The following is a 25,949-nucleotide window of genomic DNA, read 5'->3' as shown; positions in this document are numbered from 1 at the left end:
CGGGTCGCGCGTGGCGGGACGAGGGCGCGGTGACCGGAGTCACCGCGCCCTCGCCCGTTCGGGGGCGCGCTCGGGTATCGTTCCGCGCCCCCGATCGCACGCCCGCCCCGCGCCGTCATGAACCCGCTCGCCCGCACCCTGTACGCCGTCGTCGGACAGGCGGCCCGCGCCGCCGCCGCCCTCACGCCCGACGGCAGCGGGAAGCTCCGCCGCACGCTGCGCGCGCGCCGCGGCCTGCGGGCGCGCTGGACGGGGTGGGCCCGCGACCATCGCGATGCGTCGCGTCCGCTGCTCTGGATGCACGCGCCGTCGGTGGGCGAGGGGCTGCAGGCGCGCCCGGTGCTGGAGCTCGCCCGCCGCGAGCGCCCCGACCTGCAGCTCGCCTACTCGTTCTACTCGCCCAGCGCGGAGCGCTTTGGCCGCGGCCTCGACGTCGACGTCGCCGACTACCTCCCGTTCGACACGGGCGGCGACGCCGCGGCGCTGCTCGACGCGCTGAAGCCGAAGGCGCTCGTGTTCAGCAAGCTGGACGTGTGGCCCGTGCTGGCCGCCGAGGCCGCACGTCGGCGCGTGAAGCTGGGCCTCGTGAGCGCGACGCTGGCCGAGGGCTCGTCGCGCCGCGGCGGGCTGGCGGGCGGGCTGCTGCGCGAGGCCTACGCGCGGCTCGACCTCGTGGGCGCGATCAGCGAGCAGGACGCCGAGCGGCTGGTCGCGCTGGGCGTGCGTCCCGACCGCGTGCGCGTCACCGGCGACACGCGCTACGACCAGGTGTGGCGCCGCGCCGAGTCGGCGGATCGCGCGAGCGCGCTGCTCGCGCCGCTCGCCCGCGAGCGCTCGGGCGGCCGCTTCACGCTCGTCGCGGGCTCCACCTGGCCGGCCGACGAGCGCGTGCTGCTCGAAGCGTGGCAGACGATGCGGCGGCAGGACGCGCGCGCGCGGCTGGTCGTCGCGCCGCACGAGCCGACGCCGGCGCACCTCGCCCCCATCGAGGAGTGGGCGCGCGCGCAGCGCGCCACGCTGGCGCGCCTCTCGGCCGTCGAGGAGGGCTCGGCCTCGGGCGACGTGGACGTCGTGCTGGTGGACCGCGTGGGCGTGCTGGGCGACCTGTACGCGATCGGCGACGCGGCGTTCGTCGGCGGCGGCTTCCACGACGCGGGGCTGCACTCGGTGCTGGAGCCGGCGGCGTTCGCGCTGCCGGTGGTGTTCGGGCCGCAGCACACGGACAGCCGCGACGCGGGACTGCTGCTGGCGGCCGGCGGCGCGAGCACGGTGGCGACGCCGCGCACGCTGGCCGAGCTGCTGCGCCGGTGGCGGACGAGCGAGACGCTGCTGCAGCGCTCCGGCGAGTCCGCGCGGCAGGTCGTGCGCGACGGGCTCGGCGCCGACGTCCGTGCGTGGACGCTCGTGCAGGAGCTGCTCGGCTAACGGTTGCGCTGCTGCAGCCAGGTGTACGCGGGCCGCACGGTGACCTTGTCCTTCCGCACGATGCCGTAGCCGTAGTCGCTCACGTCGTAGAGCACGTAGCCGACGATGCGCTGGTAGGTGCGGCTCGCGTCGTTCCACGTGGCGACGTCGCGCCACTCGTCGCGCTGGCGGAGGTCTTGGTCCACGGGGTCGCTCATCCCCCACAGGCTCGACATCACCTCGCCCGTGATGCCGAACTCCGTGAGCCAGAGCGGGCGGTTGTCGTTCGCCGCCGCCATCGCGTCGCGCAGGATCTTCCCGCGCGCGCGCGCCGCCGTGACGACGGGCGGCCCGTACGCGTGCACGGCCAGCACGTCGAACGACCCGCGGCCGTCGTAGATCCCCTGCAGGAAGACGCGCGTGCTGTCGTCCGGTCCGGCCAGCCCGCCGACGACGACGTTCGCGCGGCGGTTCGCCTGCTTGATGCGCGGCGACGCGAGGTTGAGCATGGTGGCGTAGTTGCGCCCCTGCTCGCGCAGCGGCACGCGCCCCGCGCCGAACACGTCGGTCCACCCCGGCGCGTCCTGCTCGTTCCAGAGCTGCCAGTTGCGCACGGTGGTGAACTGCGCGGCGCGCGCCGCCATGAAGTCGGCGAACGCGCGGTACACCTGGTCGCGCGTGTCGTACGAGCTGCCGGGCGGCGGCGCGTGCACGACGACGGTGATCTCGAGCTTCGCCGCCGCGAGCCGCTGGATCCCGGCCGCGAACGCGGTGCGGTACGCCGTGTCGGCCACCCAGTCGTTCCAGTACAGCGTCGTCTTCGCGTGCCGCACGTTCGCGTTGCGCAGCAGCGTGACGCTGTTGGCGTCCATCTGGTGCGTGATCACCCCGACGGGGTCCTGCGCGTTCGCCGATGCGACGACCGTCGCCGCCAGCGCGAGCGCGCCGAGCGTGCGCACGAGGCGGCTCATGCGGACGGCCCTCCGTCGGAGGCGCCGAGCAGGCATTCGGCCTCCGCGGCCAGCGCCTCGCGCTGCTCGAACGGGGCGCGCAGCCGCAGCGACTCCACGTCGGCGACGAAGCCACGCACCGCGGCGGCGACCGCGGCGCCCCTGCCGGTCCCCAGCGCCGCCTGCACGTCGGCGATCGCGGGCAGCAGCCGCGCGTCGGCCACAGGCGCGGCGGCTGGCGGCAGCGTGCCCACCATCTCGCGAAGCGCGCGCACGCGCTCGGCGGGGGTGCGCGCCGCGCATCCGGGCGCGGCGTCGGCGGCGAGCGCTCGCGACGGCGACTGCCGGATCGTGTCCACCTGGACGGGCAGATCGCGGCACGCCACGCCCAGCACGATCAGGGCGACGGCCACGGCTGCGCCGCGCGTGGCGTGCGAGGTCGGGTTCGACACCGGCGGGCTCTCCGGACGCGGGTCACAATCAGATGTTTGCGCGGGGCGTCCACGATAGGAGCGGCGACACCCGCCGTCAACAGCGCTGCCCTGGCGCGCCGCCGCGGCGAGCCAGAGAATGGGAGCGGTCACACCACCGCTTCCTCCCCCGCTCGCCGAGGAGCCGTGCCCCGCCCGTCGCGTTCGGCGCAGCTGTTCTCCCTGGTGGCGCTGGCGGCACTCGTCGCCGTGCTCATCGGCGGCACGCGCGCGCTGCTGCGGCTGTGGGACCGGGTGGAGCACCCGTGGGCCTACGGCGACCGGCCGCTGGCCGGCCAGTGGACGGGCCGCGTGACGTCGGGCGGCGGCCGCACGCAGACGGTCTACCTGGAGCTCGAGCGGAAGCTCCGCGAATCGGGACGCCAGGAAGGGCTGCCGACGCGCTGCGGCGCGGGCCCGTGCGAGGCGATCGACGGCCTGGCGATGACGTGCGACGCCACGCGGCGCGCGCGCACGCTGACGGTCACGGGCTGGCCGCTCGCACGCGACGGCTCACGCTTCCGGCTCCTGCTGGTGCCCGCCGACTCGCCGTCTGTCGACGGGCTCACGCTCGGCTCCGTCGAGGCGCGCTGGGACGGCGCCGACACCATCGAGGCGGACGCGGGCTTCGTGCTCCGCCGCGGCGTCTCCGCCATCAGGGACGGCGGCGATCCCGACACCGGCCGGCCCGCGCGCCTCGTGCTGCATCGCGGCACGGAGGACGAGTTCCGGCGCGCCTGCCCCTGAACGGCATCGGACAGGATGACGAGGAGGCTCCGCACCGGCACGTGGGACATCGCGCACCGCGGAGCCTCCTGGTCATCCTGTCATCCTGTCGAAGCAGTTCGCCGTTCCGGTGCGGCGCCCCGATGCTGGCAACGCCGCACGCAGCGCCTCACCGCGGCCGGTGCAGGTAGAAGCCCTGCACGAGATGCACGCCCAACCCGCGCACCGTCTCGAACTCCTCCACCCGCTCGACGCCCTCCGCGATCACCATCGCGTTCTGGTCGTTCGCGAACTTCACCATCGTCTCGACGAGGTTCTGCTTGATGAAGTTCGTGTCGATGCAGTTGATGAGCGACATGTCGAGCTTGATGAAGTCCGGCTCGAGGTTCGCGATCGAGCCCAGCCCCGCGTAGCCGCTCCCCGCGTCGTCCACGGCGAACCGGAAGCCCGCGTCGCGGAACGCGCGCAGGCGCTCGCGGAACTTGGGGTAGTCCTTGATCGCCGTGCGCTCCGTGATCTCGATGACCACGCGCCGCGGGTCCTCGACGCCGATCGCGACGTCGCTGAACTGCGGGTCCGCGAAGTCGTGCGGATCGACGTTCAGGAAGAGCAGCTCGTCGGGCTTGAGGCGGCGCGGCATCTCCTCGATCGCGCGGCTGCGGCACAGGCGCCCCAGCTCCCACAGCAGGTCCGCCTCCGCCGCCACCTCGAACATGACCTCGGGGCTGCGCAGCGACCGCAGGTTCCCGCGCGCCAGCGCCTCGTAGCCGAAGATGCGGCGCGACTCCGTCTCGACGATCGGGTGGTAGTCGACGTACACCAGCCGGTCGCGGAGGCTGACGCGCAGGTCCGCGACCTTCCGCGCGCGCTCGCGCTCCTCCACGCTCTTCGCCGCGATGGCCGCCTCGCGGATCCCGCGGTAGATGAGCCGCTCGAGGCGCATCTTCGGGTTGTAGTACACGTGCGCCACGCCGACGTAGATGTCGAACAGCGCGCCCACGTCCTCGCCGTGCGCGGCCTCCAGCCGCTGCGCGACGTGCGCCTCCAGCCGCGACGCCAGCTCGTGGATCTCCGTGTCGGTGGCCGAGCGGCCGCCCGCCGTGGGCACGTGGAGCAGCACGAGGTCCGCATCGTTCGTGAACGACACCAGCGCGCGCGATCCCGACAGCGAGCTGCCCGCGAGGATCTCGCGCACCGCCTCGGCCGTTGTCTCCAGCACCGCGTCCAGCTTCTCCCAGCCGTAGATCTCCTCGAGCTTCGAGTAGCGCACGAAGTTGAGGTACAGCACCACGACCTCGCCGCGCTCCTTGATCAGCGCGCGCGATCGCTCGATCGCGACCGGCAGCGTCGGCAGGCCGGTGCGCGCGTCGTAGAGCATGTGCTCGTACTCCGCGCGCTCGATGCGGTCGGCGAGCGCGGCGCCGTTGGGCTGCGCGCGCGCGATCGCCGTGCGCACGCGCGCCGCGATCTCCTCGGCGTCGGCGGGGACGCGGTACCAGTCGTCCGCGCGCAGCTCGGCCGCGCGCCGCCGCATCGTCTCGTCGACGCAGCCCACCACCACCGGCACGCCGCCGCGCCGTGCCTCCGCGAACACGTCCCGCAGCGCGTTCGGGTTCTCGGTGGTCACGACCACGCAGCGCGCGTCGGGCAGCTCGGAGAGCCCGTCCACCAGCTCGCGCGCCGGGCGGCTCGCGACGCCCCAGCCGCCCAGCAGCTCCGCCGCCTGCGCGACCGCGGGGTCCTGGCTGTCCGTCAGCAGCAGCGGCCGGTACTCCGACGACCTGGCGGCGCGGGGCGACGCCGCCGCCGTCGTCCGCGCCATGCGCTCGCCGGCCACCGCCTCCGCGGACCCGCTGGGCGTCGCGCTCACGAACGCGGGGTGTACGGGCGGACCTGGCACCTCGCGCCTGCCGCCGGTCGGCGGGCGGAGCGGGCGGTCGCGCGTGGCGGCGTCGGAGCGGACGGCGAGGCGAGGGGCGTCGGAGGGTGGACGGGCATGCGGGTCGGAAGGTCCGGGAACGAGCAGCAAGTCGTGCGCCCCGCTCCGCGTCGGTGCGGCCGCGGCCGGCCCCCTGGCGCACGCGGCGGTCGTGCTGCACGCTAGTGGCGACACGCACCGCGCGCGACCACCTGGATCACAGGAGGACGTCGCGGACCCGCGCGATGTTCCCGGCCCGACCCTCCAGCCCTGCCCTCCCCGCATGCCGACGTCCCACCACCGCCCGCTGCTCGCGCTCGTCCTCCTGACCACAGCCTGCGCCTCCAGCGGCCGGTCCGCCTCCCCCGAGGTCGTCCAGACCACGCGCCCCGTGGACACCGGCGCGGGCGGGGTGCAGGGCATGCAGCTGCGCTCGGTCACCGAGGACTTCGCGCGCGCCACGACCGTCGCGGGCACGCCCGACGCCGTGTTCGCGGTGCTCCCCGCGGTCTACGAGGAGTTCAAGCTGCCGGTGGCGACGCTGGTGTCCAGCGAGCGGCGCATCGCCAGTCAGAACGCCCGCTTCCGCGACCGGGTGGGCGGGGAGCGCGCCGCGCGCAGCGTCTCCTGCGGCACCGCCGCCGATGGCCGCGACGCCGCCGACAGCTACGAGCTCACGCTCGACATCGCGACCGTCGCCGTGCCGGCGCCCGACGGCCAGGGGACGCAGGTGAAGACCGTCGTCTCGGGGCTCGCGAAGCCCGTGTTCACCAGCGGGGAGCCCGTGCGCTGCGCGTCCACGGGCCGGCTGGAGGAGCGCATCGCGACGGCCGTGCGCGCGAAGCTCGCGAAGTAGCCGGGCGCTCCGGACATGCGAACGGGGGCCGGTCTCTCACGAGACCGGCCCCCGTTTCACGTGCTCGCCGGTGGCTTACTGCACCGTGTTGGGCGGGAGGCGATCGACGAAGATGTTGATCGCTGGCGCCTGCAGCGCGGTCGCGTTCGCCGCCGACAGGCCACGGACCGCGCCGCTGCCTGCGACCGCGCCGGGGAAGGCGTAGACGCTGAACGCGGTGCCGGGCACCGTGGCGCCGGCCTGCGGGTTGATCGTGGCCGTGCCGGCCGCGCCGGCCGCCGCCGCCATCGTGCCGAGCGACGTCGTGCTGCCGACCGCCGAGACGCCGAAGCCGAGGGCGCCCGCCGGGCGGGCCGTGTACGCGCTCGCCGTCCGCGCCGCGACGCTGGCCACGGTCGGCGTGCCGCTGACCGCCGCCGTCGCGCCCACGTAGCCGCTGATCGGCGCGTCGCTGGCGTTGAAGAAGCGGTAGTGGATGTTGGTCGCGTCCGAGGCCGGCGGCGTGTCCTCGATGACGACGAAGCGGGCCTTCGCCGCGCCGGTGCCGCGCGCGCTGCCGACGTACAGCAGCGTGTAGTTCTTGTTCGCCTCGAACGTGATCGTCGTGTCGGTCAGCACCTGCTGGACCGTCGTGACGGCCGAGTCCTGGAACGAGAACACCTTGATCTTCCGGGCCTTCGCCTCGGTCGGGTAGTAGCGCGAGCCGGTGCGGAAGGTGAGGCCGCCCGAGCCCTCGACCGTGTTGGCCGAGTACTCCAGCTGGTCGACCATCTTGAAGTCGAGGCGCCCCGTGTCGGGCACCGCGTGGATGTAGCGCACGCCGGCCAGCGGCGGGCGGACCTCCGTCACCGCCCCGTCCTTGCCGCACCCGGCGAGCGCCGCGGCAGCGAAGGTGAGCGAGAGGAGCGTGAAGCGAGGGAAGCGCATGCGAGCGAACTCCATGAGCGAGATGGGAGAAGCCGAGGAGGCCGGGCGGCGCGCGGGGCGCCGACGGGCCGGGCCAGCGAGGAGGATCAGGAGCCGGCGGGTGGCTGGGGGGTGCCGCCGCCATCGCGGTCCCCACCCGAGCCGCCCGACACCAGCTGTCGGGTGACGATGAAGGCGACGAGCGCGCCGACCGAGAGGCCGACCAGCGCACCGGTGCGCGCGCGCGACAGGCGACGCTCCTCGAACCCGCGCAGCGACGAGACGCGGAAGGTCAGCTGCTCGCCGTTCCACCGGTTCTCGTTGCCCGAGATGAAGCGCACGCGGTTGACCGCGAGGATGACCGTGCTGTCCCCCTCTCGGCGCACCGCGGTGCCCTCCACCCGGTCGACGTTCTGCCCGAGGCTGTCGGCCATCGCGACGCGGCCGCGGTCGTTGAGGGCCGCCACCACCGGCGTGCCGGCGTCGGGGATCCCCAGGATCGGGCGCGTCGTGTAGCAGCCGGTCGACAGCCCCAGCGCGCCGGCGAGCGTGCCCGCCCGCACCAGGCGGGCGGTCGTCGCGACGCGTGCGGCGGACGGAGTGGTGGAGCGTGCAGCGTTTCGAATCATCGACATCGTCACATCGGGTGCGCGCCCCCCGCGGGGCCGGCCTCGCGGCCGGCCCCGACGGAGGCGGTCACGTCACCAGCCGTAGGTGTTGCCCGCCGCCGCCTGACGCGTGTTGCGCTCGGTCGGCATCTTGCGGGCGTCCGTCTCCTGGTACGGCACCGGCCACTCGAGCGGCGTGCCGACGATGAGGTCGTTCCAGCGACGCGCGTCCAGGTACCAGACGCCGTAGCCCGTGAAGGTCGTCTCCAGGCGCTTCTCGTACTTCAACGCCTCCAGCAGGTCGCCGCAGCGCAGCGAGCCGCCGATCATCACCCGCGGCACGCAGGCGTTGCCACCCGGCACCGGCTGGCCGAGCGCCGTGATCGTCCCGCCGATCGCCGGCAGGCCGGCGCGCACGCGGTACTTGTCGACCAGCGGGATCGCGGCGGCGATGTTGCCCAGGCGGATGTGCGCCTCGGCGGCCAGCAGATCGATCTCCGCCGTCGTGAGCAGCGGCCACGATCCCGTCGAGTTGTTGCGACGGTAGTCGTAGAAGCGGAAGAAGTCGTACTGCGACCCGCCGGTCGGCCCGCCCACCGCGTCCGCGCCCGTCGGGCGGTTGCGGAAGTAGACGACGGTGTCCTTCGGGATGATCGGGTCCTGGAACGACTGCTGCGCCGCGCGCGTCTCGCCCTGCGGGAAGCGCTTGTCGGGCGTGCGGATCAGAAAGGGCGCGCGCGAGGTCACGCCCGTCGACAGCCACGTGCCGTACGCGCCGGTCGTGTCGGCCATGCCGATGACCCAGTAGGGCATCTGGTGCCACGAGCTGCCGACCGCGGCCTGGTTGAGCCACGACACCTGCCAGCCCGTGCCCGGCGACAGGTTCACCACGAGGTTCGTGCGGATGCCGTTCGTGGCGTCGTCGCGCACCGCCGTCCAGTTGACCTGGCTCATCTCGCCCGGCGTGCGCGGCATGTTGGCGCGCAGGCGCGCCTTGTAGCTGCGCACGATGCGGACGAAGTCCGGCATCGAGATCGCGCTCGACGTCGCGAGCCACGTGTTCGGGATGCTCGTGCCGGCGCCGCTGGTGACCGCGGCGCTGGACGCGAGCGCCTGCGCCGTGTCGAGCATCGCCATCGCCGTCGTGTAGACGGCGCTCGCCGGCGAGAGCTCCGGGATCTCGTCGTCCTTGGTCGCGGGCGTGATGATCGCGGCCTTCTCGTACACGAGCGCCATGTGGCCCAGCGAGTAGCCGAGCGCGAAGAACGCGAAGGAGCGCGTGCGCGTGTAGTCGGCGACCGGGAAGCTGGCCTTCGCCTCGTCGAGCGCGTTGATGGACTGCGACGCGATGCGCGTGGCGCGCGTGAGGAACGAGAAGTCGCGGTTGTTGCCGATGGCGACCGCGTTGCCGAGCGTGTTGTCGATGAGCGCGCGCGGCAGGCCGCCGCGCGCGAGCATGCCGAAGTTCGCGACCGTGGCCTCGCTCTCGCCCGACATCACGAGCATCTGCGGCCACATGGCGTCCGTGGAGTTGTACTGCCCCACGAAGGCGTTCTGCATGAGCTTCGAGATCAGCGTCTCGGTGCCCGAGGCGGAGCCGAGGAGCGACTCGACCGTCGGGGCGCTGGTGTTGCCGACGCTCAGGGGATCGGACGCGCAGCCCGCGAGGGCCGTCGCACCGAGGAGCGTGAGGGGAAGAAATCGGCGACGCATTCGTCTGGGATGGGTCGGAGGCGGAAGGCGGCCGGCCTCCGGTGGCGTCCGGCCGCGCGGGGCGGCCGGACGGACCGGGACCTGGGGGCCGCCAGGACTAGGCGGCGGTCGGCGTCAGAACGCGCTCGAGATCGAGAACGTGACCTGGCGCTGGTTCGGGTAGGTGAACCGGTCGACGCCGTTGAGCGCCGCGTTGTTCAGGGGCCCACCCGGCAGGCCGACCTCGGGGTCGAAGCCGCGGTAGTCCTTCGTCCACATCGCGAGGTTGCGGCCGACCACGCCGACCGTCCAGTCGCCCGTGTTGAGCACGCGGCCCAGACGGTACGACAGGCTCAGCTCGCGCAGCTTCATGTAGCTCCCGTCCTCCACCGTCTCGCCGTTCGGCCCGAGGATGTCGTAGAAGCCACCCAGGCCGCTGGCGTTGCCGCCCGTGCCCGGGCCCGCGCGCCAGTAGTAGCCCACCGGCTTCGCCTCCTCGAGGCTCTTGCCCGTCATGTCGACGTCGCCCGTGAGCAGGTCGCCGAGCGACCAGTGATAGCCCTGGTTCCAGATGCTCGTGCCCATCGACGCGTCGAGCAGGCCGTACAGCGTCAGCTTGCCGTAGCGGACGTTCTGCGTGATGCCGAAGCGGTACTTCGGCAGCGTCTGGCCGAGCGGCAGGATGGCCGGCGCGCCGACCGAGTCACGGAGCAGGATCGGCATGCCCCAGCTCAGGCGGTACGTCGAGCCCGTGCCCGGGATGTTGCCCCACGGCGCCTGCGCGCCCGGGAGCTGCGCGCGCCAGAGGTTCTTCGTGATGCCGTCACCCGGCGTGTTGCCGGCGCCGACCCACACGATGTAGCCCTCGTCGTTCTTCTGGTACGGCTGGCCGGCGCCGCACTGCGTGTTGAACGGCGCGGGCAGCTGGTTGCAGTTCCGCACGAAGTCGCGCCCGTAGATCGTGCCCAGGCGCTCGCCCTCGGCGAACTTGAACATCACCTCGGTGCCCTGCTGGCCCGGGCCGCCCGTGAACGGCGCGACGCCGAGCTTCGTGATCTTCGACTGCAGCCGGTCGTAGATCACGCGCGACGACCACGTGAAGTTCGAGCGGTTCACCCACGGGATGTCGAGCGACGCCTCGAACGACTTGTTCTGCAGCGTGCCCGCGTTCTGCCACTGGGTCGTGAAGCCCGTCGCCGTGGTGAGCGGCACCGGCAGGATCTGGTCGGTGATGTTGTTCACCGCGTACGTCAGGTTCAGGCCGACCTTGCTGAAGAACTCGAGGTCGATGCCCACCTCGGTCTCGGCGCGGACCTCGGGCTTCAGGTTCGGGTTGCCGAGCGTGGTCGGGGAGAGCACGCCGCCGGCGCCGATCGAGAACGTCGCGTACTGCGCGTCGAAGCGCGGGCGCTGGCCCGTCTGGCCGTAGGCCGCGCGCAGCTTGAACAGCGACAGGGCGTTCTCCGCGAACCACCACGGCTCGCGCGACACGATCCAGCTGCCGGACACGCCGGGGAAGTTCGCCCAGCGCTGGTCGGCGCCGAAGAGCGAGCTGCCGTCGCGGCGCAGGTTCGCCTGCAGGAGGTAGCGGTCCTTGAAGTCGAGCTGCAGCGACCCCATGACGGCCTGGCCGCGCACGATCGACTCGCCGTAGCCGATGCCCTTCGAGTTCTGGTCGGTGACCGCGGCCGCCGTGATGAGGCCCGGCACGACCAGGTTGCTGCCGCTCAGGCTCAGGCCCGTCGAGTACTGCTGCTCGTAGAGGTAGCGCGCGCTGAACGACGTGCGCAGGTCGCCGAACGCCTTGCGCACGGTGCCCGTGACGCTCGAGTTCATCGACTGGTCGTCACCGGACGACATGCCGAGCGAGCCGAGGTTCGCGGGGCCGGGCAGCGTGGTGCGGAAGCCCAGGTCGTTGACCTGCGCCGCGTCGCCGACGTTGCGGTCGTAGCTGAAGTTGCCCTCCAGCGTCGCCCACTCGACCGGATCGTACTTGAGCGTCGCGCCGCCGAGGAAGCGCGAGCCCTTGGACGTCTGGCTGGCGTTCTCGAAGTCGTAGAGCGGGTTGCCGTTCTGCTCGCCCTGCTGCGTGATCGCCGTGCGGATGTAGAGGCGGCCGAGCGCGTCGCGCTGCGTCAGCTGCGCGAACGCCGGCATGCGCGTGATGCGGAAGAAGCCGTTGCCGCCGCCGAAGTCCTGGTTGTCGCCCTGCGAGCGCTGCGTGCTGTAGAACGTCTGCAGCGCGAGGCTCAGGTTGTCGCGCCACCGCTGGTCGATGTTGGCGCGGACCGAGTTGCGGTAGTAGCCGCCGAGGTAGCGGAGCGAGCCCTGGTTGGTCAGGTTCGCGACGCTGCCGTACACGCCCGTGTTGTTGATGCGGCCGCGGACGTCGACGTTCGTGTTCGCGAACGCGTTCGGCGTCACGAAGTCGTCAAAGACGTTGCGCGTGACGTTCCAGCGGTTCGTCTGGAACTGGCCGCTCAGGATGCCGAAGCTCGGCGTGAGGCCGATGCCGCCGTCGTTGAGGAACAGCTGCGGCGTGAGCGAGCTGGGCGCGGCCACCTCGTTGACGCGCTGGACCTCCTTCTCGAGGTCGATCAGCTGCGTGCACGACGAGCCGTTGGTCGTGACGCGCGAGCAGAAGAGCGTCGACGACGGATCCATCGCCAGGTTGTGGCGCTTGGCGATCGAGAACTCGCGCGGGATCTCGCCGGCGCCGAGCTCCGTGCGGAAGCCGAACTTGATGCCGTCGCGGGCGTTCTTGCCGCTCTTGGTCGTGATGTTGATGACGCCCGAGCCGGCGCGCGCGCCGTACAGGTTCGCGGCCGCGGCACCCTTCACGATCTCGACCGACTCGATGTCCGCCGGGTTGATGTCGGCGATGGAGCCGTTGAGCTGGATGCCGTCGACGATGTAGAGCGGCTGCTGGCTGCGGCCGGAGGCGTTGATCGACGTCGGGCCGCGCATCAGCACGACCGGGGCGGCGCCGGGGCGGCCCGTGTTGGCGACGATGTTCGCGCCCGGCACCTTGCCCTGCAGCTGCGAGATCGCGCTCTGGCCGACGACCGGCATCTGCGCGGTGTCGACGCGCTGCACGGTGAACGGCGTGCGGACCTGCTCCGTGGCCTCGGAGACGCCCGTGACGACGACCTCGGTCAGGCGGAGGGCGTCGCGCTTGAGCGAGAAGTTGACCGTCTGCGTGCCCGCCGTGAGGGTCAGCGCGCGCGCCTGCGGCGCGAAGCCGACCGAGCGCACCCGGAGCTGGACCGCCTGCCCGCTGACGCGCGCCGCCGGGACGTTGATGGTGTAGACGCCCGAGGGGCCCGTCCCCACCGACAGCGCCATCTCGGTGATGTAAACGTTGGCGCCCTGGAGCGGCGTGCCATCCTCGGTGGTCACGCGGCCGGTGACGATCGCGGCGCCGGCTGCTGCCTGCGCGTGCGCGGTACCGGCGGCGAGGGTGAGGAGACATGCCGCTGCACTGAGCGTCACGACTCCTCGGGACCAACTCGTCCTCATCATGGGGGATCCTCGGGGCCTGAGGGTTCGACGAAACGAACGGCGGTTGGGGCGCCGCCCCGGGGAAGGGCGACGAGCTCGGAGTGACGCGGGACCGCGAACCCGCGACGGCCGGCGATCGGGAGCGAGATGGGGGCGCTCCCCGGAGCCAGCGTGAAACTCGAACGTCGAGGCAACCGTAGGCGGGAGACCGGTGTCGAACCGTGTGTCGAACCGGTCGTGCGCGGGGCGTTGGGGAGCCCCGGCGGCGTCCTCGCGGGCCGCGACGTCTCGAGCACCCACCGACCGGGAGAGCCAGCACCGGTCGCGCGGGACGCACAGCGGACGGAACGAGCATTCACGACGGCGGCACGCGGCGCGGATCCCGCCGCGCGACGCGCGACGATGGACCAGACGACCGCGGGGCCGCACTGCGGCACCTCGGTGTTCAGGGTGTGTGCGTGCGCGTCCACACGCCCCGCGTAGCGCGCCCACAAGTGGGCACCTCGCGGCGTGCGAATGGCGATCGCGCTCTATCGGACCACCCGTCGCTCGATCGCGAAGGATCGAGGAGGACGGATCACTACCTGAACGAATGCCCGCGGCGCGCCCCCGATGGGTCGCAGCCGAACGAGCGGAATGACGAGGGTGCGGTCGACGCCGGCGTCGGGAGGGCGGACGGACGGCGGTCGGGCATGTGGGTCGCCGGGGGTGCAGACCCGCGCATGCGCGCCGGGGTCACATTAGTCGCGGAACAGCGGTTGGCAAGTCGTCATACGTTCTCGTCACGCTTCCACCACGGCCTGCCCCGCCCTGCTGCGGCTCACCCCTGCGGCCTTGCCGTCCGAAACAGGCGGCGCGGCGGAGTCGACAGCGGCGTCCGGACCGTCACAGCCGCCCCGGATCGACCGGAGTCCGGCACGCGAAAAGGGCCGGTGCGCGCACCCGCGCGCACCGGCCCTGCCCCGTTCTGCGACGCCGCGCGACGTGGGGGTCAGCTCGCGGCCGCCACCAGCGCGGCGTTCCGCTCCACCTTCGCCGCCAGCCCCGGCAGGTCGAACGGCTTGGTGACGTAGTCGTCCGCCCCGGTCTGGATCGCCTGCCGCTTGTCGTCCCACTCGTCCAGCGCGGTCACCATGATGACCCGCACGCGGCGGCCGAGCACGGGATGCTGCTTCATCAGCCGGCAGACGTCCCAGCCGTCGCGCCCCGGCATCATCACGTCCAGCAGCACGAGCGACGGCCGCACCTGCTCGAACAGCGCCAGCGCCTCGTCGCCCGAGTGCGCGACGGTGATCGGATATCCACGCACGCCGAGGTAGCGCGCGATGATCTCCGTGTTGTCGTGGTTGTCGTCCACGACCAGGATCGGCGGACGTGGCGCAGCGTCGGACATCGGACGAGGCGGCTGAGGAGTGGGACGGGCGGAGGGCCGCCGACCGCGACCGGGGCAAGGAGTACGCCATCCCCCGGCGCGACGACGGCCCGCGCGGGCGCGATGGCCGGTGACGCCGCGAAGGCTGTGTCTCAGCGGCGCGCGGTGCGCAGCCCGGCGCTGCGGAGGCCCTGCGGCGTGATCGTCAGGCCCAGCCCGAAGCCCACGTCGTCCGAGAAGCGGCCGCCGCTCACGACCAGGCTGCCGCGCAGCGCGAGCTGCCGCGTGATCTCGAAGCTGGCGCCGATGTCGAAGTCGATCGACAGGTCGGTGTTGTCGGCGTCGTCGTCCACGCCCGTCACCAGGTCGAGCGACAGGCGCGGATGCACGTACGGCGTGATCGCCATGCCGCCGTCGAGGGCGAAGCGGTGGCCGACCGAGACGCCGACCGGGATGCGGAACAGGTCCGGCCCGTCACCGACCGCCAGCCCCGCACCCGCCGTGAACAGGAGCGCGAGCGGCTGGTCGGCCGTCGCGCGCGTCAGCTGGTACGCGTACGAGCCGCCCACCAGCAGCTTCGTGCCGCCGCTGCCGTCCGAGTCCACGAGCCCGCCCTCGAGCCCGAAGTGCGAGTTCGCGTCGATCCCCTCGCGCCACTGGAAGAGCGCCGCCGTGCCGGCGTTGGCGGACACCCCCAGCGTGAAGTCGCGCGTCGAGACCTGCGGCGGCTGGAACGACGGCGTGAACCAGCTCTGCGCGGCCGCCGTGCGCGCGGCGGGCGACGCGACGAGCGCCGCGAGGGCAGCCAGCACGGCGACGCCGCCACGGCGGCGGGACGCGGGGACGGACGACGGAGGACGAACGGACATGGCGTGGTGCGGTGAACGTGAGGATACGGAAACGCGCCCCCGCGTCGCGGGTGGCGCAGGAGGCCGTGCAACCTGATCGGGCGCGCGCGGACGCGACGTGACGTGCGTCGGGTCCGCGCGCTCGCGCGCCGGCGCGCGCCCGCGCGCTAGCGTCCGCCCAGCGCGAACGACACCGCGACGCCGACGGTGGTGCCGCGCGGCCCCGGCTCGCCACCGGCCGCGCGCGCGCCGTCCTCCAAAGCTAGGGACACACCGAGCCGCGGCGTGAGGGCCGCCTCGGCCACGACGCCGACGCGGGCGCGCGAGGCGCTCACCGCGTCCTCGCCGTACGAGAGCCGGTACCAGACGTACTGCGGCGCCAGCGAGAGCGCCCACGCCCGGGCGCCGAACGCGCCGCGCACCCCGACCGCGGCGCCCAGCGGCACCTGCCGCATGAGGACCACGTCGTCGCTGTCGGCGACCGCCGGGTCCGCGGGTGCGTCGAGCCGGGCGCGGGCGAAGCCGATGCCGCCGATCGCCGCGACGCCAAGCCGCGCGCCGCGCACGACGGCCCAGGACGCGCGCCCGCCGAAGGCAGTCGCCGGATCGCGGTAGCCGTCCCCCCACGTCTGCGCCGCGAAGCCGCCGGCGAGCTGCCAGCGCCCGGCCGCGGGCGCGAACGCCGCCGCGCCCCCGTACGTCGCGCGCGTGCGCCGGCTGGTGCCTCCCGCGCCCACCTCGAGGATGGCGCGCTGCTCGAAGCCGAGGTTGGCCGCCAGCGCGACGCCGGGGCGGATGAAGGCGCCCGGCGCCGTGGGAATGCCGGGCAGCTGCGCGCCGAGGGGGTCGCCGGCGACGAGCGCGAGCAGCACGGCGGCGGCGGCCGTGAAGCGGGACGTGCGATCGGGCATGGTGTGGAACGCGGGTCGGTACGCCGTCCGCGGATCGTGGGGCGACGCGCCGTGCGCTCGTGCAAGGGCCGTGCGACCCGCGGGGTGCGCGGTCCGCGGCGACGATCGGCCCGAACGCGCGACGGGGAGGGCGCACGTCGTGTGCGCCCTCCCCGTCGCTTCCCGCGCGCCGGGCGCGCGGGCTCACTGCCGTCAGGCGTTGCGGTCGGTGCAGCCCTTGAAGTTCGGGTTCGTCAGCTCCTGCGTCGTGATCGGGATGTTGACGTCGGTCCCGTACACGCCGCCGCGGTAGTGCGTGCCCGTCGGGAACGTGTTCGCCGCCGTGCGCCCGTAGAAGCGGATGAGCCGACGCAGGTCGCCCAGCCGCTGGCCGCGGCTGAACGTCCAGAACGCCTTCTCGCGGAAGTACAGATCGATGGCGGCGTCGCGGGTGGTCGGCGCCGTGAGCGGCGGCAGCTGTGCGGCCGTGAGCGCCGCCGGCCCGCCCTGCTGACCGAACGCGCCATACTGCGGCGGCGCCGCGCGGAGGGCGTTGAGGATCGTCGTCATCCCCGCGAAATCGTTCGCGATCAGTCGCGCCTCAGCCTCGACCAGTCGCGCGTCGAGCCCGCTCAGCAGGTGCACGGTCGTGAGCTGCCCGTACAGGTTGGTCGTCCGCGAGAAGGTGAAGCCGTCCTGCGCCTTGGTGGTGTCGCGCCCGTTCGAGGAGACCGTGTACACCACCGGGAGCCGCGGGTCGCGCGCCGAGAAGAACGGGATGGCGTTGGCCACGCGCAGGTTCCGCGCATTGCCCTCGAGGCTGTCGCCGACGGTGAAGCGGCGGCTGCTCGCGTTCTGCCCCCAGATGTTGTTCGTGCCCGCCGTCAGCGTGAACGTCTGCTCGTACGCGTAGTTCGTCGGCACGTTGGCCGCGGTGACGAGCGCCGCCGCCTCGGCAGCCTTGTCGTTGCCGAGGCCGAGGAGCGCGCGCGCCTTCCCGACGCGCGCCCCGCGCGCCACGAGCAGGTTGTTCGCGTCGGTACCCGACGCCAGCGCGAGCGCCGAGTCGAACGACGCGACGGCGCGCTGGAACACCTGGGCCACGGACTGCGGCTGGCCGAGGCCCTCGACGTACTCGGGGAGCGTGCCGTCGCTGATCGGCATCCCGTTGCAGAAGTCCTGCGCCATCTGCATCTCGGCCAGCCCGCGGTGCAGGTACATCTCGGCGATCTTCCACTGCTCCGCCGGCCGGAACTCGCGCAGCACGGGGATCGCCTGGTTGGCGGCCGTGCGGACGCGGTTGAGGTTCCGGTAGAGAGCCGTCGCCGCCGAGTTGTTGTCGACGATCTTCCGCTGGTCGAACTCGTCGTTCTGGATGAACGTCGAGCTGGTCGACCACTCGTCGGCGAGGAGGCCGCTCCACACGTAGTCGCCGCTCGTGTCGGTGTTGCCGAGGAGGGCGACGCGCAGCCGGTGGAACGACCCGATGTAGAGCGCCTGCGCGCCTTCCGACGACTGCGTGGCGGCCGGGTTGATGACGTCGGGGTCGATCGCCTCGAGCAGCGTGTCGGCCGTGTCGCTGCAGCCGTGCAGGACCGTCGCGGCCGCGACCGCCGTCAGCGTGGCGGTCGCGCGCCGACGGCGCCCGTTGAAAATAGATCTCATCTCGTTGGGCTCCTTACGATTCGGCGTCAGAAGCCGACGTTGAGGCGGATGACGAAGTAGCTCGGCGGGGCGACCGTCTGGAAGTCGGACGGCGTGTTCTCGCCCGCCTCGCTCGCCGTGTAGTCGGTCTCCGGATCGGCACCACGGTAGTTCGTCCACAGGGCCAGGTTACGCCCCGAGGCGGTGACGCTGAACGTGCGCCCACGGACGAAGCGACGGGCGAACTCCGGGGAGGCCGTGAAGGTCGCCGCGACCTCGCGCAGCTTGACGAACGCGCCGGGCTGGTAGAAGCCGTCGAGCGTCTTCGACGGGTGGTCGCGCGTCGCGACGACCATCGCCTGCTCCTCGAACGACGCCTTCGGGTTCATCAGGCCGTTGCAGTTCTGGCGGCTGACGCACCGGATGCGCTCGGTGTTGTTGTAGTACCGGTTCCCACCGCGGTAGTCGAACAGCCCCTGCAGGCGGAAGCGCCGGTTGAACAGGTCGAGCCCGGGCGTCAGCGTCGCCATGTAGCGCGGCGAGCTGTAGGCGCGGAAGATCGCCGAGTCGCCGACGAACACCTCGTTGAGCGCCGGGTTCGCGTTGTACGTGAGGATGCCGTCCTTGTTCTTGTCGTCCCAGCCGGTGATCGGCTGCGCCCAGAAGCCGAACAGCGGGTAGCCCTCCACCGCGCGCGTGGACGTGCCGATCTGCGGCGGCGTGTTCCCGAGGCTCACCAGCTCGTTGTCGTTGATCGAGCCGTTCAGCGTGATGTCGAACGCCACCGCGCGGCGGTCGATCAGCTGGCCCGTCAGCAGCATCTCCCAGCCGCTGTTGCGCACCGCGCCGAGGTTCTGGCGCACGTCCGCCGCCGCGCCGACCGACGGCGGGACGATGGCGTCGATGAGCGCGTCCTTGGTGCGCTTCCGGTAGTACGTCAGGTCGATCGTCGCGCGGCTGTTGAAGAGGCGCGCCTCGAACCCGCCCTCGAACTCGCTGGTCCGCTCGGGGCGCAGGTTCGTGTTGCCGACGGCGTCGTAGGTGAGGCCGGGCTGGTCGACGAGGCGGACGTTCGGCGTCTGCGTCGCGAACGTGCGCAGCGCGTCGTTCGACCCAGGCTGCACGCCGGAGGCGCCGTACGCGGCGCGGATCCGGAACAGGTCCATGAAGTCGATCTGCGGGAAGAACGACTCGTCGGAGAGGATCCACGACACGCTCGCCTTCGGATAGAAGACGCGCTGGAAGTTCGTCCCGAACGCGCTGTTCTGGTCCGTGCGCACGGCAGCCGTCAGGAACAGCCGCTCACGGATCGCCACGGCCTCCTCGAGGAAGATGCCGAGCGTCTTCTGGATCGTCGTGGCTTCCGTGGCGTTCGGCGTCGCGCCGGAGCCTGCCGTCTGGCCGCCCGGCGAGAGCTGGGTGCCGGTCGCGCTGTTCTGGTCCAGCTTGTAGTTGACGTACTGCGTGCCGAGCGTCGTCTTCGAGTTCGCCCACGACGTCAGGTTCGCCGACGCGGTCGCCGCCAGGTCGGCGGAGAGGTTGCGCAGGCTCGTGCGCGCGTTCCCCTTGAAGCCGTCGCGGTAGATCGCGGTGATCGGCGGCCCGTCGCCGCGGTACCGGATGTTCTCGTCGGTGCGCGCCGTGAAGTCGTTGCCGATGTTCGCCCGCGTGGAGAGCCAGGTCGTCGGCCGGAACTGGATGTTCGCCGCGCCGATCAGGCGATTGATCTCCTGCCCGCGCTTCTCGGCCCACGAGAACGCCGGCGTCCACGCGCGGTAGCCGTTCAGCGGCGTGCCGGCCGGCACGGGGATGTTGCCGCTGGTCGAGATGGTGCCGTTGTTCTTGTAGCCCGGACCACCGAACAGGTGCGACCCGAGCCCGGCGGTCGCGTTCGACTCGAGCGAGAAGCGCGCCTGGCTGTTCACGAACCCGACGTTCAGCCCGACGTCGAGCTTCGGCGTCAGCGCGGCGTTCAGGTTCGTGCGGACGCTGTTCTTCCCGAGCACGTTCGGACGCTCGGTCCACTCGTGCAGCGTCGCGCCGATCGAGTCGATGCGGCGGCGCTCGAAGTCCGGCAGCTCGAGCAGCCCGGTCTCGTCCTCGCGCTCTGCCGAGATGAAGTAGCGGACCATCTCGCTGCCGCCGGACACCTGGCCGCCGACCTGGCTCCGATGACCGGTGCCGAGCGGCGTCGCGTCGGGATCGTGCAGCGGGCTGTACACGCGGACGCTGTCCATGATGCACGTCCCCGCCGAGATGAGCGGCAGGGCGCACTCACGGTACGCCGTCGAGCCCGGCGAGTGGCCGGCGATCGTGTAGTTCGTGGTGTAGTTGTTCAGGTCCTTGATCAGGCCCCCCTCGCCGTACACCGTCCACCGCGGCGCGCCGGCGCGGCCCTTCTTCGTGGTGATGACGATGACGCCGTTGGCCGCGTCGGTGCCGTAGAGCGTCGCCGCCGACGGCCCCTTCACGATCTCGATGTTCTCGACCTCGTCCGGGTTGAGGTCCTGCACCCGGCTCGGGTTGTTGCCGTTCGTGCCGAAGCTGATGCTCCCCTGGTTGCTCGTCATCCGGACGCCGTCGATGACGTAGATCGGGTCGTTGTTCAGCGACAGGCTGTTGTTGCCGCGGATGCGGACGCGGGCACCGGTCCCCGCCTGCGTCCCGCTCTGCACCGACACGCCGGGCGCGCGCGAGTTGAGCATGTCGGACAGGCTGGAGATCGGCGCCGTCTCGGCCACCTTCGCCGCGTCGATCGTCGCGACGGCGTTGCCGATCTCGACGCGCCGGATCTCTCCCGTGGCCGTGGTCACGACCGGCGTCAGGCTGACCGATGCCTGCCGCAGCGCGATGTCGACGGTCAGCGTGGCCCCCGCGCCGACCGTCGCCGGCCGCGACTGCTCCTGGTAGCCGACGCGCAGCACGCGCACGGTGACGGCGCGCGCCGGGACCGCGCGGATCGTGTAGCGCCCCTGCGCGTCGGTCAGTGCGCCGAGGTTGGTGCCGACGACCTGCACCTGCGCCGACGGGACGGGCGCGGCGCTGGCAGCGTCGGTCACGCGTCCCGAGATGACGCCGGTCTGCTGGGCGGAGAGCGGCGCAGCGCCGACCACCAGCAGCCCGAACAGCCACTGCATTACACGTCTCATCTCACTTTCCTCCGCGCTCCCCGCACGACGGGTGACCGATGGTGCGGACGCCGACGGTCGGCGCCCCGAGTGGGTGCCCTGGCGGGCGCCCGCGACTGGCGTGTCGGCGACGCGGATGCTGGACGTCACCGATGGCCGGGTGGCACCAGCCTCAGGAGGCGGGCGCCGGACCGGAACGCAGCCAGTCTCTAGCCGTGCACGACGTTCGGCAAGGGCTGCGTTCCCGAGGATGCAGACCCACGCGTGAGGCGCGGAGGTCACGGGCAACTTGTGAAGAATCGGTGTCCACGCGTTGCGGGACGGGACGAACGCGAAGCGGGGGCGAGCCGTGGCTCGCCCCCGCTTCCAGGGTCCAGACGTGGGGGCGTGGGACGAAGCGTCCGACTCGTCCCACGGCCCGGCCCGTCCTCACGCGTTGCGGTCGATGCAACCGGTGAAGTTCGGGTTGTTCTCCTCGGCCTGCGTGACGGGGAGGTTCACGTCCGTCCCGTAGTTGCCGGTGCCCGCGAGCCACGCCCCGGTCGGATAGACCGAGTTCGCCGGGCGGTTGTACTGGCGCACGAGGCGGCGCAGGTCGCCCAGGCGGTGGCCGGTGAGGTACATCCAGAACGCTCGCTCGCGGAACAGCAGGTCCACGCGCGCCGTCTGGTTGCCCGGGTCCGCCAGCGCCGGCAGCTGCGCCGGCGTGACCGTCACCGCGCCCAGGGTGCGGTTGGCCGAGCGGGGGTCGTTGAGCTTGCTCAGGAAGAGCGTCGGGTTGTTGGCCTGCAGCGCCGCCTCGGCCTCGATCAGCCGCGCCTCGATGCCCGTGATGAGCGGGAAGCTCGTCTCGCGCGTCGGGTACAGGTTCTGGCGGTACAGGTCGACGTTGGCGTCGAACCCGCCGTTCGCGACGCGCGCCGCGACCGGGACGCGCGGGTCGTTGGCCGTGATGAAGTCCAGGCCGTTCGTCCCTTCCTTGTCGACGACCGTGAAGCGGCGCTGGTTGTTGATCCACGACCAGGCGGCGTTGTCACGGCTCGTCTGCGACTGCTCCGCGGTCAGCACGAAGGTCGTCGGCACCGAGGCGACCGCCGTGGCGGCCTCCGCGAACCGGCCGAGGTTGATCAGGATGCGCCCCTTCGTGACCGCGGCGGCGTTGCGCACCGTGCCCGCGAGGGCGTCGGTGCCGGTCGCCAGCGCGATCGCCGAGTCGGCGTGCGCGAGCGCGCGCTGCAGCGCCTGCACGGTCGTGTTGCGCTCACCCAGCGACTCGGCGCCCTCGATGAAGTCGCTGAAGGTGAGGCCGCTGCAGAGCGTCTCCGCCATCAGGTTCTCCATGTACGCCTCGACGAACAGCATCTCGGCGGCCTGCGACTTCCGGCTGACGGCGTACTTGAGGAGCGCCCGCTTGGCCTGTGCCGCGGAGAGCCGCGCGCGCTGGGCGTCGCGGATCGCCGTGTTCAGGTTCGCGTTGCTGAGCGAGATGCCGCGCGCGTCGGTCTCGTCACGCTGCACGAACGTGTCCGACGAGCGGAGCTCGTCGGCCAGCGTGCCGCTGAGGATGAACAGCCCCTCGTTGCCCGAGAGGGCGAGGCCGCTGGTCGCGCCGTTGAAGCGCGCGAGCGCGCCGATGCGGAGCGCCTCGGCGCCGGCCGAGTCGTTCACCTGCTCGGGAGCGATGATGTCGGGATCGACGACATCGAGGACCTCGCTCGGGTTGCAGGCGGCCGCCACGCCGCTGGCGCAGACGGTCGCGACGACCGCGAACCGGCGGGCCAGCTGGCTGGCGCGGTGATGCAGCATGCGATTCTTCATCTGGAATGCGGGAATAGGCACGGAAGACACCTCAGAACCGGACGTTCAGCCGCAGGGACAGGTACGACGGCGGCGGAACCGTCAGGAAGTCGTTCGGGGCGTCCGTCTGGCCGTACGAGCTCTCCGGGTCCATGCCCGTGTAGTCCGTGAAGAGCGCGAGGTTGCGGGCCGCGAGCGTGGCGCTCAGGCCGCGCGCCCGCAGGAAGCGCGAGGCCCACGCGTCCGGCGCGGTGAACGTGGCCGAGAGCTCGCGGAAGCGGACGAAGTCCGCCTTCTCCATGTAGCCCACCAGCGTGCGCTGCGCGGCCGGGACCGTGAAGCCGGCGACGGCGCGGGCCTGCTCGGCCAGCGACGCGGTCGGATCGAGGCGCCCGCGGCAGTTCGTGGCGTCACCGCACTTGAACCGCTCGGTGTTGTTGTACAGGTAGTGGCCGCCCTTGTAGTCGACGAGCGCCTGGATGCGGAAGCGGCGGTTGAACAGGTCGAACCCGTTCGTGAACGTGATCTCGCGCTTCGGGATCGAGTAGCCGATGAACTGCGCGGAGTCGGCGACCGTGACCTCGCTGGCGACGATGATGTTGTCGCCGTTCGCGTCCGAGTACGTGTACGGGCGCTGCCAGTAGCCGTTCAGCGGGAAGCCCGCGCGCTGCTGGATCGTCGCGCCGATCTGCGGCGGCACGCCGCCCAGGTCGACGAGCTTGTTCGAGTTCTGCGAGCCGCTGATCGTCAGGTCCCAGCCGAACGCGCGACGCTGCACGAGCTGCGCGTTGATCAGCGCCTCCAGGCCCTTGTTCGTCACCGAGCCGAGGTTCTCGAAGCGCGTCGTCGCGCCGGTGCCGAGCGACGGCGGCAGGATGCGCGCGATGAGGGCGTTGCGCGACTCCTTGTTGTAGTACGTCAGCTCGGTGTTCAGGCGGTTGCCGAAGAACGAGGCCTCGAGGCCGCCCTCGAACTCGCGGGTCGTCTCGGGCTTGAGGTTCGGGTTGCCCGGCGCGTTGAGCGTCAGGCCCGGCAGGTCGGCCGCGGCCAGACGCGCGGTCGCCTCACGGCCGCCCGTCAGGAACTGCAGCGCGTCGTTGGTGCCCGGGCGGACGCCCGACTCACCGAGGGCCGAACGGATGCGCAGGTTGTCCAGCCACGCCGGCTTCGGGAAGAACGACTCGTCGGACACGAGCCACGAGAAGCTCGCCTTCGGGTAGACCACGCCGCTGAAGTCGGCGCCGAACGCGCTGTTGTCGTCGTAGCGCATCGCGGCCGTGATGAACAGCCGCTCGCGCCAGGCCAGCGCCTGCTCGACGAAGAAGCCGAGCGTGCGCGTCTCGTCGTTCGTCGCGGCGACCGACTGCACCGAGCCGGCCGGCGGCGTCACGCCACCCGGCGGCAGCGTCACGCCCGTCGACTGCCCGCGCGTGTACACGTTGCGGATGTACTGGCCGCCGAACGTCGTCTTCGAGCCGAGCGTCTCGAGCGGCTGGAACGAGGCCGTCGCGTTGACGTCGCTCGTGTACTGGAAGATCTCGCTGCGGCTGTCGACCGAGTAGCCGAGGCGCGTCGTGCCGTTGTCCGGGCAGGTCGCGAAGCGGCAGATGTCGGTCTCGCGGCGGCCGATGTAGTCGACGCCGACGTTCGCGCGCGACGAGAGCCAGTCCGTCGGGCGGAAGTTCGCGTTCGCCGCCGTCAGCACGCGGTTGACGGCCTGCGTGTACGACTCCTCGAAGATGTCGGCCGGCGTGAAGTTGCGGTAGCCGTTCAGCGTCGCGCCCGTCGTCGTCACGCCCGTCGTGCGGTAGCCGAAGCCGAAGAGCGCCTGCGCGAAGGGGCTGAACAGGTTGTTGTCCAGGTTCGGCAGCCGCTGATCCAGGTCGATGTACGACGTCTGGAGGCCGAAGTCGAGCTTGGAGGTCGGCGACGCGTTCAGGTTGATGCGCGCCGACTTCTTCTCCATCTGGTTCGGCCGGTCGACGATCTCCGCGATCCCGCGGCCGAGCTGGTTCAGGCGCGTGCGCTCGAACTCGGGGAGCTGCAGCGGGCTGCGCTCGCCCTCGAGCTCACCGGCGACGAAGTAGCGCACCGCCTCGCTGCCGCCACCGAGCTGCAGGCCGTACTGGTTGCGGTAGCCCGTGCCGAAGATCGTGAGATCCTTGTCCTTCAGGATGTTCAGCGTCGTCAGGCTGTCGCGCGTGCAGGTGCCGGCCGCGACCGCGGTCAGGAAGCACGTCGTGGTCGGCGTGCGCGTCACGGTGCCGTTGGCCGCCGTCGCGATGTTCGTCCCGAACGCCGAGAAGTTGGTCGGGAAGTCCTGGAGGTAGCGGATCCCGCCCTGCTCGGTGTACGCCGTCCACTGCGGACGGCCGGCGCGGCCCTTCTTCGTGGTGATCACGATGACGCCGTTGGCGGCGTCGGTGCCGTACAGCGTCGCCGCCGACGGGCCCTTGATCACCTCGATGTTCTCGATCTCCTCGGGGTTGATGTCGTTCAGACGGCTCGTCACCGTGCCGCCGACGCCGAGGGACTGCGCGCGGCCACCGTTCGAGGAGGCCTCGATGCGCACGCCGTCGACGATGTAGACCGGATCGTTCGACAGCGACAGCGAGTTCGTGCCGCGGATGCGGATACGGGCGCCGGCGCCCGTCGCGCCGCTCGTCTGGAGCTGCACGCCGGGAGCGCGCGAGTTCAGCAGGTCGTTGATGTTCGCGACCGGCGACTGCTCGACGACCTTGGCGGCATCGACCGTCGCGACGGCGTTGCCCACCTCGACGCGGCGCTGCTCGCCCGTCGCCGTCGTCACGACCGGCGTCAGCGAGACCGCCGAGGAGCTCATGACGAGGTTCAGCGTCGCCGTCTGCCCGCCCGTCACCGCGACGGTGCCCGAGCGCTCGGCATAGCCGACGCGGAGCGCGCGCACCGTCACCGTGCGCGCCGGCACGGCGCGGATGGTGTACGTGCCCTGGTCGTTCGTGAGGGCGCCGAGCGACGTGCCGACGATCTGCACCTGCGCCGACGGAATCGGGCGGCCGTTGGCGGCATCGGTCACCTTGCCGGTGACGATCCCGGTGGACGCGTCCTGCGCCGCGACCATCGTCGGTGCGGTCGCCGCGCCGAGCACCAGCGCGAACGCCCACTTCGTACCACGCATCATGTCTTCATCCTCCGTGCACCCCAAATCGGAAGGCGGAACCGGACAGGAGAAAGTCCTGTCCTTCTATAGCGCCGCGACC

17 protein-coding genes are annotated in these 25,949 nt (G+C 72.0%); 3 read left to right on the top strand and 14 right to left on the bottom strand.

Translation table 11 applies throughout. The features are described 5' to 3' along the window. The first annotated feature begins 117 nt into the window (after nt 1–117). The gene (locus rosag_RS12490) at nt 118–1,425 is read left to right on the top strand and encodes a 3-deoxy-D-manno-octulosonic acid transferase (RefSeq protein ID WP_284350479.1); all 1,308 of its coding nucleotides are present in this window, start codon (nt 118–120) and stop codon (nt 1,423–1,425) included. Here the strand turns inward: rosag_RS12490 and rosag_RS12485 are convergent. Then, the gene (locus rosag_RS12485) at nt 1,422–2,375 is read right to left on the bottom strand and encodes a glycoside hydrolase 5 family protein (protein ID WP_284350478.1); all 954 of its coding nucleotides are present in this window, start codon (nt 2,373–2,375) and stop codon (nt 1,422–1,424) included. The genes rosag_RS12490 and rosag_RS12485 overlap by 4 nt on opposite strands. Further along, the gene (locus rosag_RS12480; RefSeq protein ID WP_284350477.1) at nt 2,372–2,806 is read right to left on the bottom strand and encodes a hypothetical protein; all 435 of its coding nucleotides are present in this window, start codon (nt 2,804–2,806) and stop codon (nt 2,372–2,374) included. The genes rosag_RS12485 and rosag_RS12480 overlap by 4 nt, the downstream gene beginning before the upstream one ends. 165 nt (nt 2,807–2,971) lie before the next feature. On the opposite strand from rosag_RS12480, the gene rosag_RS12475 reads away from it, so the two are divergent. Then, nucleotides 2,972–3,571 (top strand): hypothetical protein, encoded by a 600-nt coding sequence (locus rosag_RS12475; protein WP_284350476.1) that lies wholly within the window; start codon nt 2,972–2,974, stop codon nt 3,569–3,571. Between the two features lie 148 nt (nt 3,572–3,719). Here the strand turns inward: rosag_RS12475 and rosag_RS12470 are convergent, their stop codons facing one another. After that, a complete protein-coding gene (locus rosag_RS12470; protein ID WP_284350475.1) occupies nt 3,720–5,420 on the bottom strand; it encodes an EAL domain-containing protein in 1,701 nt (566 codons plus the stop codon). Nucleotides 5,421–5,751: 331 nt separating this feature from the next. Here rosag_RS12470 and rosag_RS12465 point away from each other — a divergent pair, with 331 nt between their 5' ends. After that, nucleotides 5,752–6,324, top strand: a complete 573-nt coding sequence (locus rosag_RS12465) for a hypothetical protein (RefSeq protein WP_284350474.1) — start codon at nt 5,752–5,754, stop codon at nt 6,322–6,324. A gap of 75 nt (nt 6,325–6,399) precedes the next feature. Here rosag_RS12465 and rosag_RS12460 read toward each other — a convergent pair whose 3' ends face one another. The 11 genes from rosag_RS12460 to rosag_RS12410 form a co-directional block, all read right to left on the bottom strand. Then, on the bottom strand, nt 6,400–7,251 hold the full coding sequence (locus tag rosag_RS12460) for a DUF4397 domain-containing protein (RefSeq protein ID WP_284350473.1): 852 nt from the start codon (nt 7,249–7,251) through the stop codon (nt 6,400–6,402). 86 nt (nt 7,252–7,337) lie between these two features. Then, entirely contained in the window at nt 7,338–7,865 is a 528-nt protein-coding gene (locus tag rosag_RS12455; protein ID WP_284350472.1) for a hypothetical protein, read from the bottom strand. A gap of 66 nt (nt 7,866–7,931) precedes the next feature. Next, nucleotides 7,932–9,551, bottom strand: coding sequence for a RagB/SusD family nutrient uptake outer membrane protein (locus rosag_RS12450; protein ID WP_284350471.1), 1,620 nt, complete (start codon nt 9,549–9,551; stop codon nt 7,932–7,934). A gap of 114 nt (nt 9,552–9,665) precedes the next feature. Beyond that, nucleotides 9,666–13,022, bottom strand: coding sequence for a SusC/RagA family TonB-linked outer membrane protein (locus rosag_RS12445; RefSeq protein ID WP_284350470.1), 3,357 nt, complete (start codon nt 13,020–13,022; stop codon nt 9,666–9,668). Nucleotides 13,023–14,022: 1,000 nt separating this feature from the next. After that, nucleotides 14,023–14,424 (bottom strand): response regulator transcription factor, encoded by a 402-nt coding sequence (locus tag rosag_RS12440; RefSeq protein WP_284350468.1) that lies wholly within the window; start codon nt 14,422–14,424, stop codon nt 14,023–14,025. A 131-nt stretch (nt 14,425–14,555) separates the two neighbouring features. Further along, nucleotides 14,556–15,272, bottom strand: coding sequence for a hypothetical protein (locus rosag_RS12435; protein WP_284350467.1), 717 nt, complete (start codon nt 15,270–15,272; stop codon nt 14,556–14,558). Between the two features lie 146 nt (nt 15,273–15,418). Continuing rightward, complete coding sequence (locus rosag_RS12430; RefSeq protein WP_284350466.1) at nt 15,419–16,162, bottom strand: hypothetical protein; 744 nt, start codon at nt 16,160–16,162, stop codon at nt 15,419–15,421. 192 nt (nt 16,163–16,354) lie between these two features. Next, the gene (locus rosag_RS12425; RefSeq protein ID WP_284350465.1) at nt 16,355–17,806 is read right to left on the bottom strand and encodes a hypothetical protein; all 1,452 of its coding nucleotides are present in this window, start codon (nt 17,804–17,806) and stop codon (nt 16,355–16,357) included. A 26-nt stretch (nt 17,807–17,832) separates the two neighbouring features. Further along, a complete protein-coding gene (locus rosag_RS12420) occupies nt 17,833–20,934 on the bottom strand; it encodes a SusC/RagA family TonB-linked outer membrane protein (RefSeq protein ID WP_284350464.1) in 3,102 nt (1,033 codons plus the stop codon). A gap of 408 nt (nt 20,935–21,342) precedes the next feature. After that, nucleotides 21,343–22,752, bottom strand: coding sequence for a RagB/SusD family nutrient uptake outer membrane protein (locus tag rosag_RS12415; protein WP_284350463.1), 1,410 nt, complete (start codon nt 22,750–22,752; stop codon nt 21,343–21,345). 10 nt (nt 22,753–22,762) lie between these two features. Continuing rightward, nucleotides 22,763–25,870 (bottom strand): SusC/RagA family TonB-linked outer membrane protein, encoded by a 3,108-nt coding sequence (locus rosag_RS12410; protein ID WP_284350462.1) that lies wholly within the window; start codon nt 25,868–25,870, stop codon nt 22,763–22,765. Between the last annotated feature and the right edge of the window lie 79 nt (nt 25,871–25,949).

The organism is Roseisolibacter agri (genome assembly GCF_030159095.1).
Classification (GTDB): domain Bacteria; phylum Gemmatimonadota; class Gemmatimonadetes; order Gemmatimonadales; family Gemmatimonadaceae; genus Roseisolibacter; species Roseisolibacter agri.
Note: the sequence above shows the minus strand (reverse complement) of the source record. Positions and strands in the feature narration are given on the sequence as shown.

What these genes read in the sequence shown, in the direction of transcription:
- rosag_RS12490 (WP_284350479.1), top strand. Translation starts at nt 118, where the DNA reads ATGAACCCGCTCGCCCGCACCCTGTACGCCGTCGTCGGACAGGCGGCC.
- rosag_RS12485 (WP_284350478.1), bottom strand. Translation starts at nt 2,375, where the DNA reads ATGAGCCGCCTCGTGCGCACGCTCGGCGCGCTCGCGCTGGCGGCGACG.
- rosag_RS12465 (WP_284350474.1), top strand. Translation starts at nt 5,752, where the DNA reads ATGCCGACGTCCCACCACCGCCCGCTGCTCGCGCTCGTCCTCCTGACC.
- rosag_RS12460 (WP_284350473.1), bottom strand. Translation starts at nt 7,251, where the DNA reads ATGCGCTTCCCTCGCTTCACGCTCCTCTCGCTCACCTTCGCTGCCGCG.
- rosag_RS12455 (WP_284350472.1), bottom strand. Translation starts at nt 7,865, where the DNA reads ATGTCGATGATTCGAAACGCTGCACGCTCCACCACTCCGTCCGCCGCA.
- rosag_RS12450 (WP_284350471.1), bottom strand. Translation starts at nt 9,551, where the DNA reads ATGCGTCGCCGATTTCTTCCCCTCACGCTCCTCGGTGCGACGGCCCTC.
- rosag_RS12440 (WP_284350468.1), bottom strand. Translation starts at nt 14,424, where the DNA reads ATGTCCGACGCTGCGCCACGTCCGCCGATCCTGGTCGTGGACGACAAC.
- rosag_RS12435 (WP_284350467.1), bottom strand. Translation starts at nt 15,272, where the DNA reads ATGTCCGTTCGTCCTCCGTCGTCCGTCCCCGCGTCCCGCCGCCGTGGC.
- rosag_RS12430 (WP_284350466.1), bottom strand. Translation starts at nt 16,162, where the DNA reads ATGCCCGATCGCACGTCCCGCTTCACGGCCGCCGCCGCCGTGCTGCTC.
- rosag_RS12425 (WP_284350465.1), bottom strand. Translation starts at nt 17,806, where the DNA reads ATGAGATCTATTTTCAACGGGCGCCGTCGGCGCGCGACCGCCACGCTG.
- rosag_RS12420 (WP_284350464.1), bottom strand. Translation starts at nt 20,934, where the DNA reads ATGAGACGTGTAATGCAGTGGCTGTTCGGGCTGCTGGTGGTCGGCGCT.
- rosag_RS12410 (WP_284350462.1), bottom strand. Translation starts at nt 25,870, where the DNA reads ATGATGCGTGGTACGAAGTGGGCGTTCGCGCTGGTGCTCGGCGCGGCG.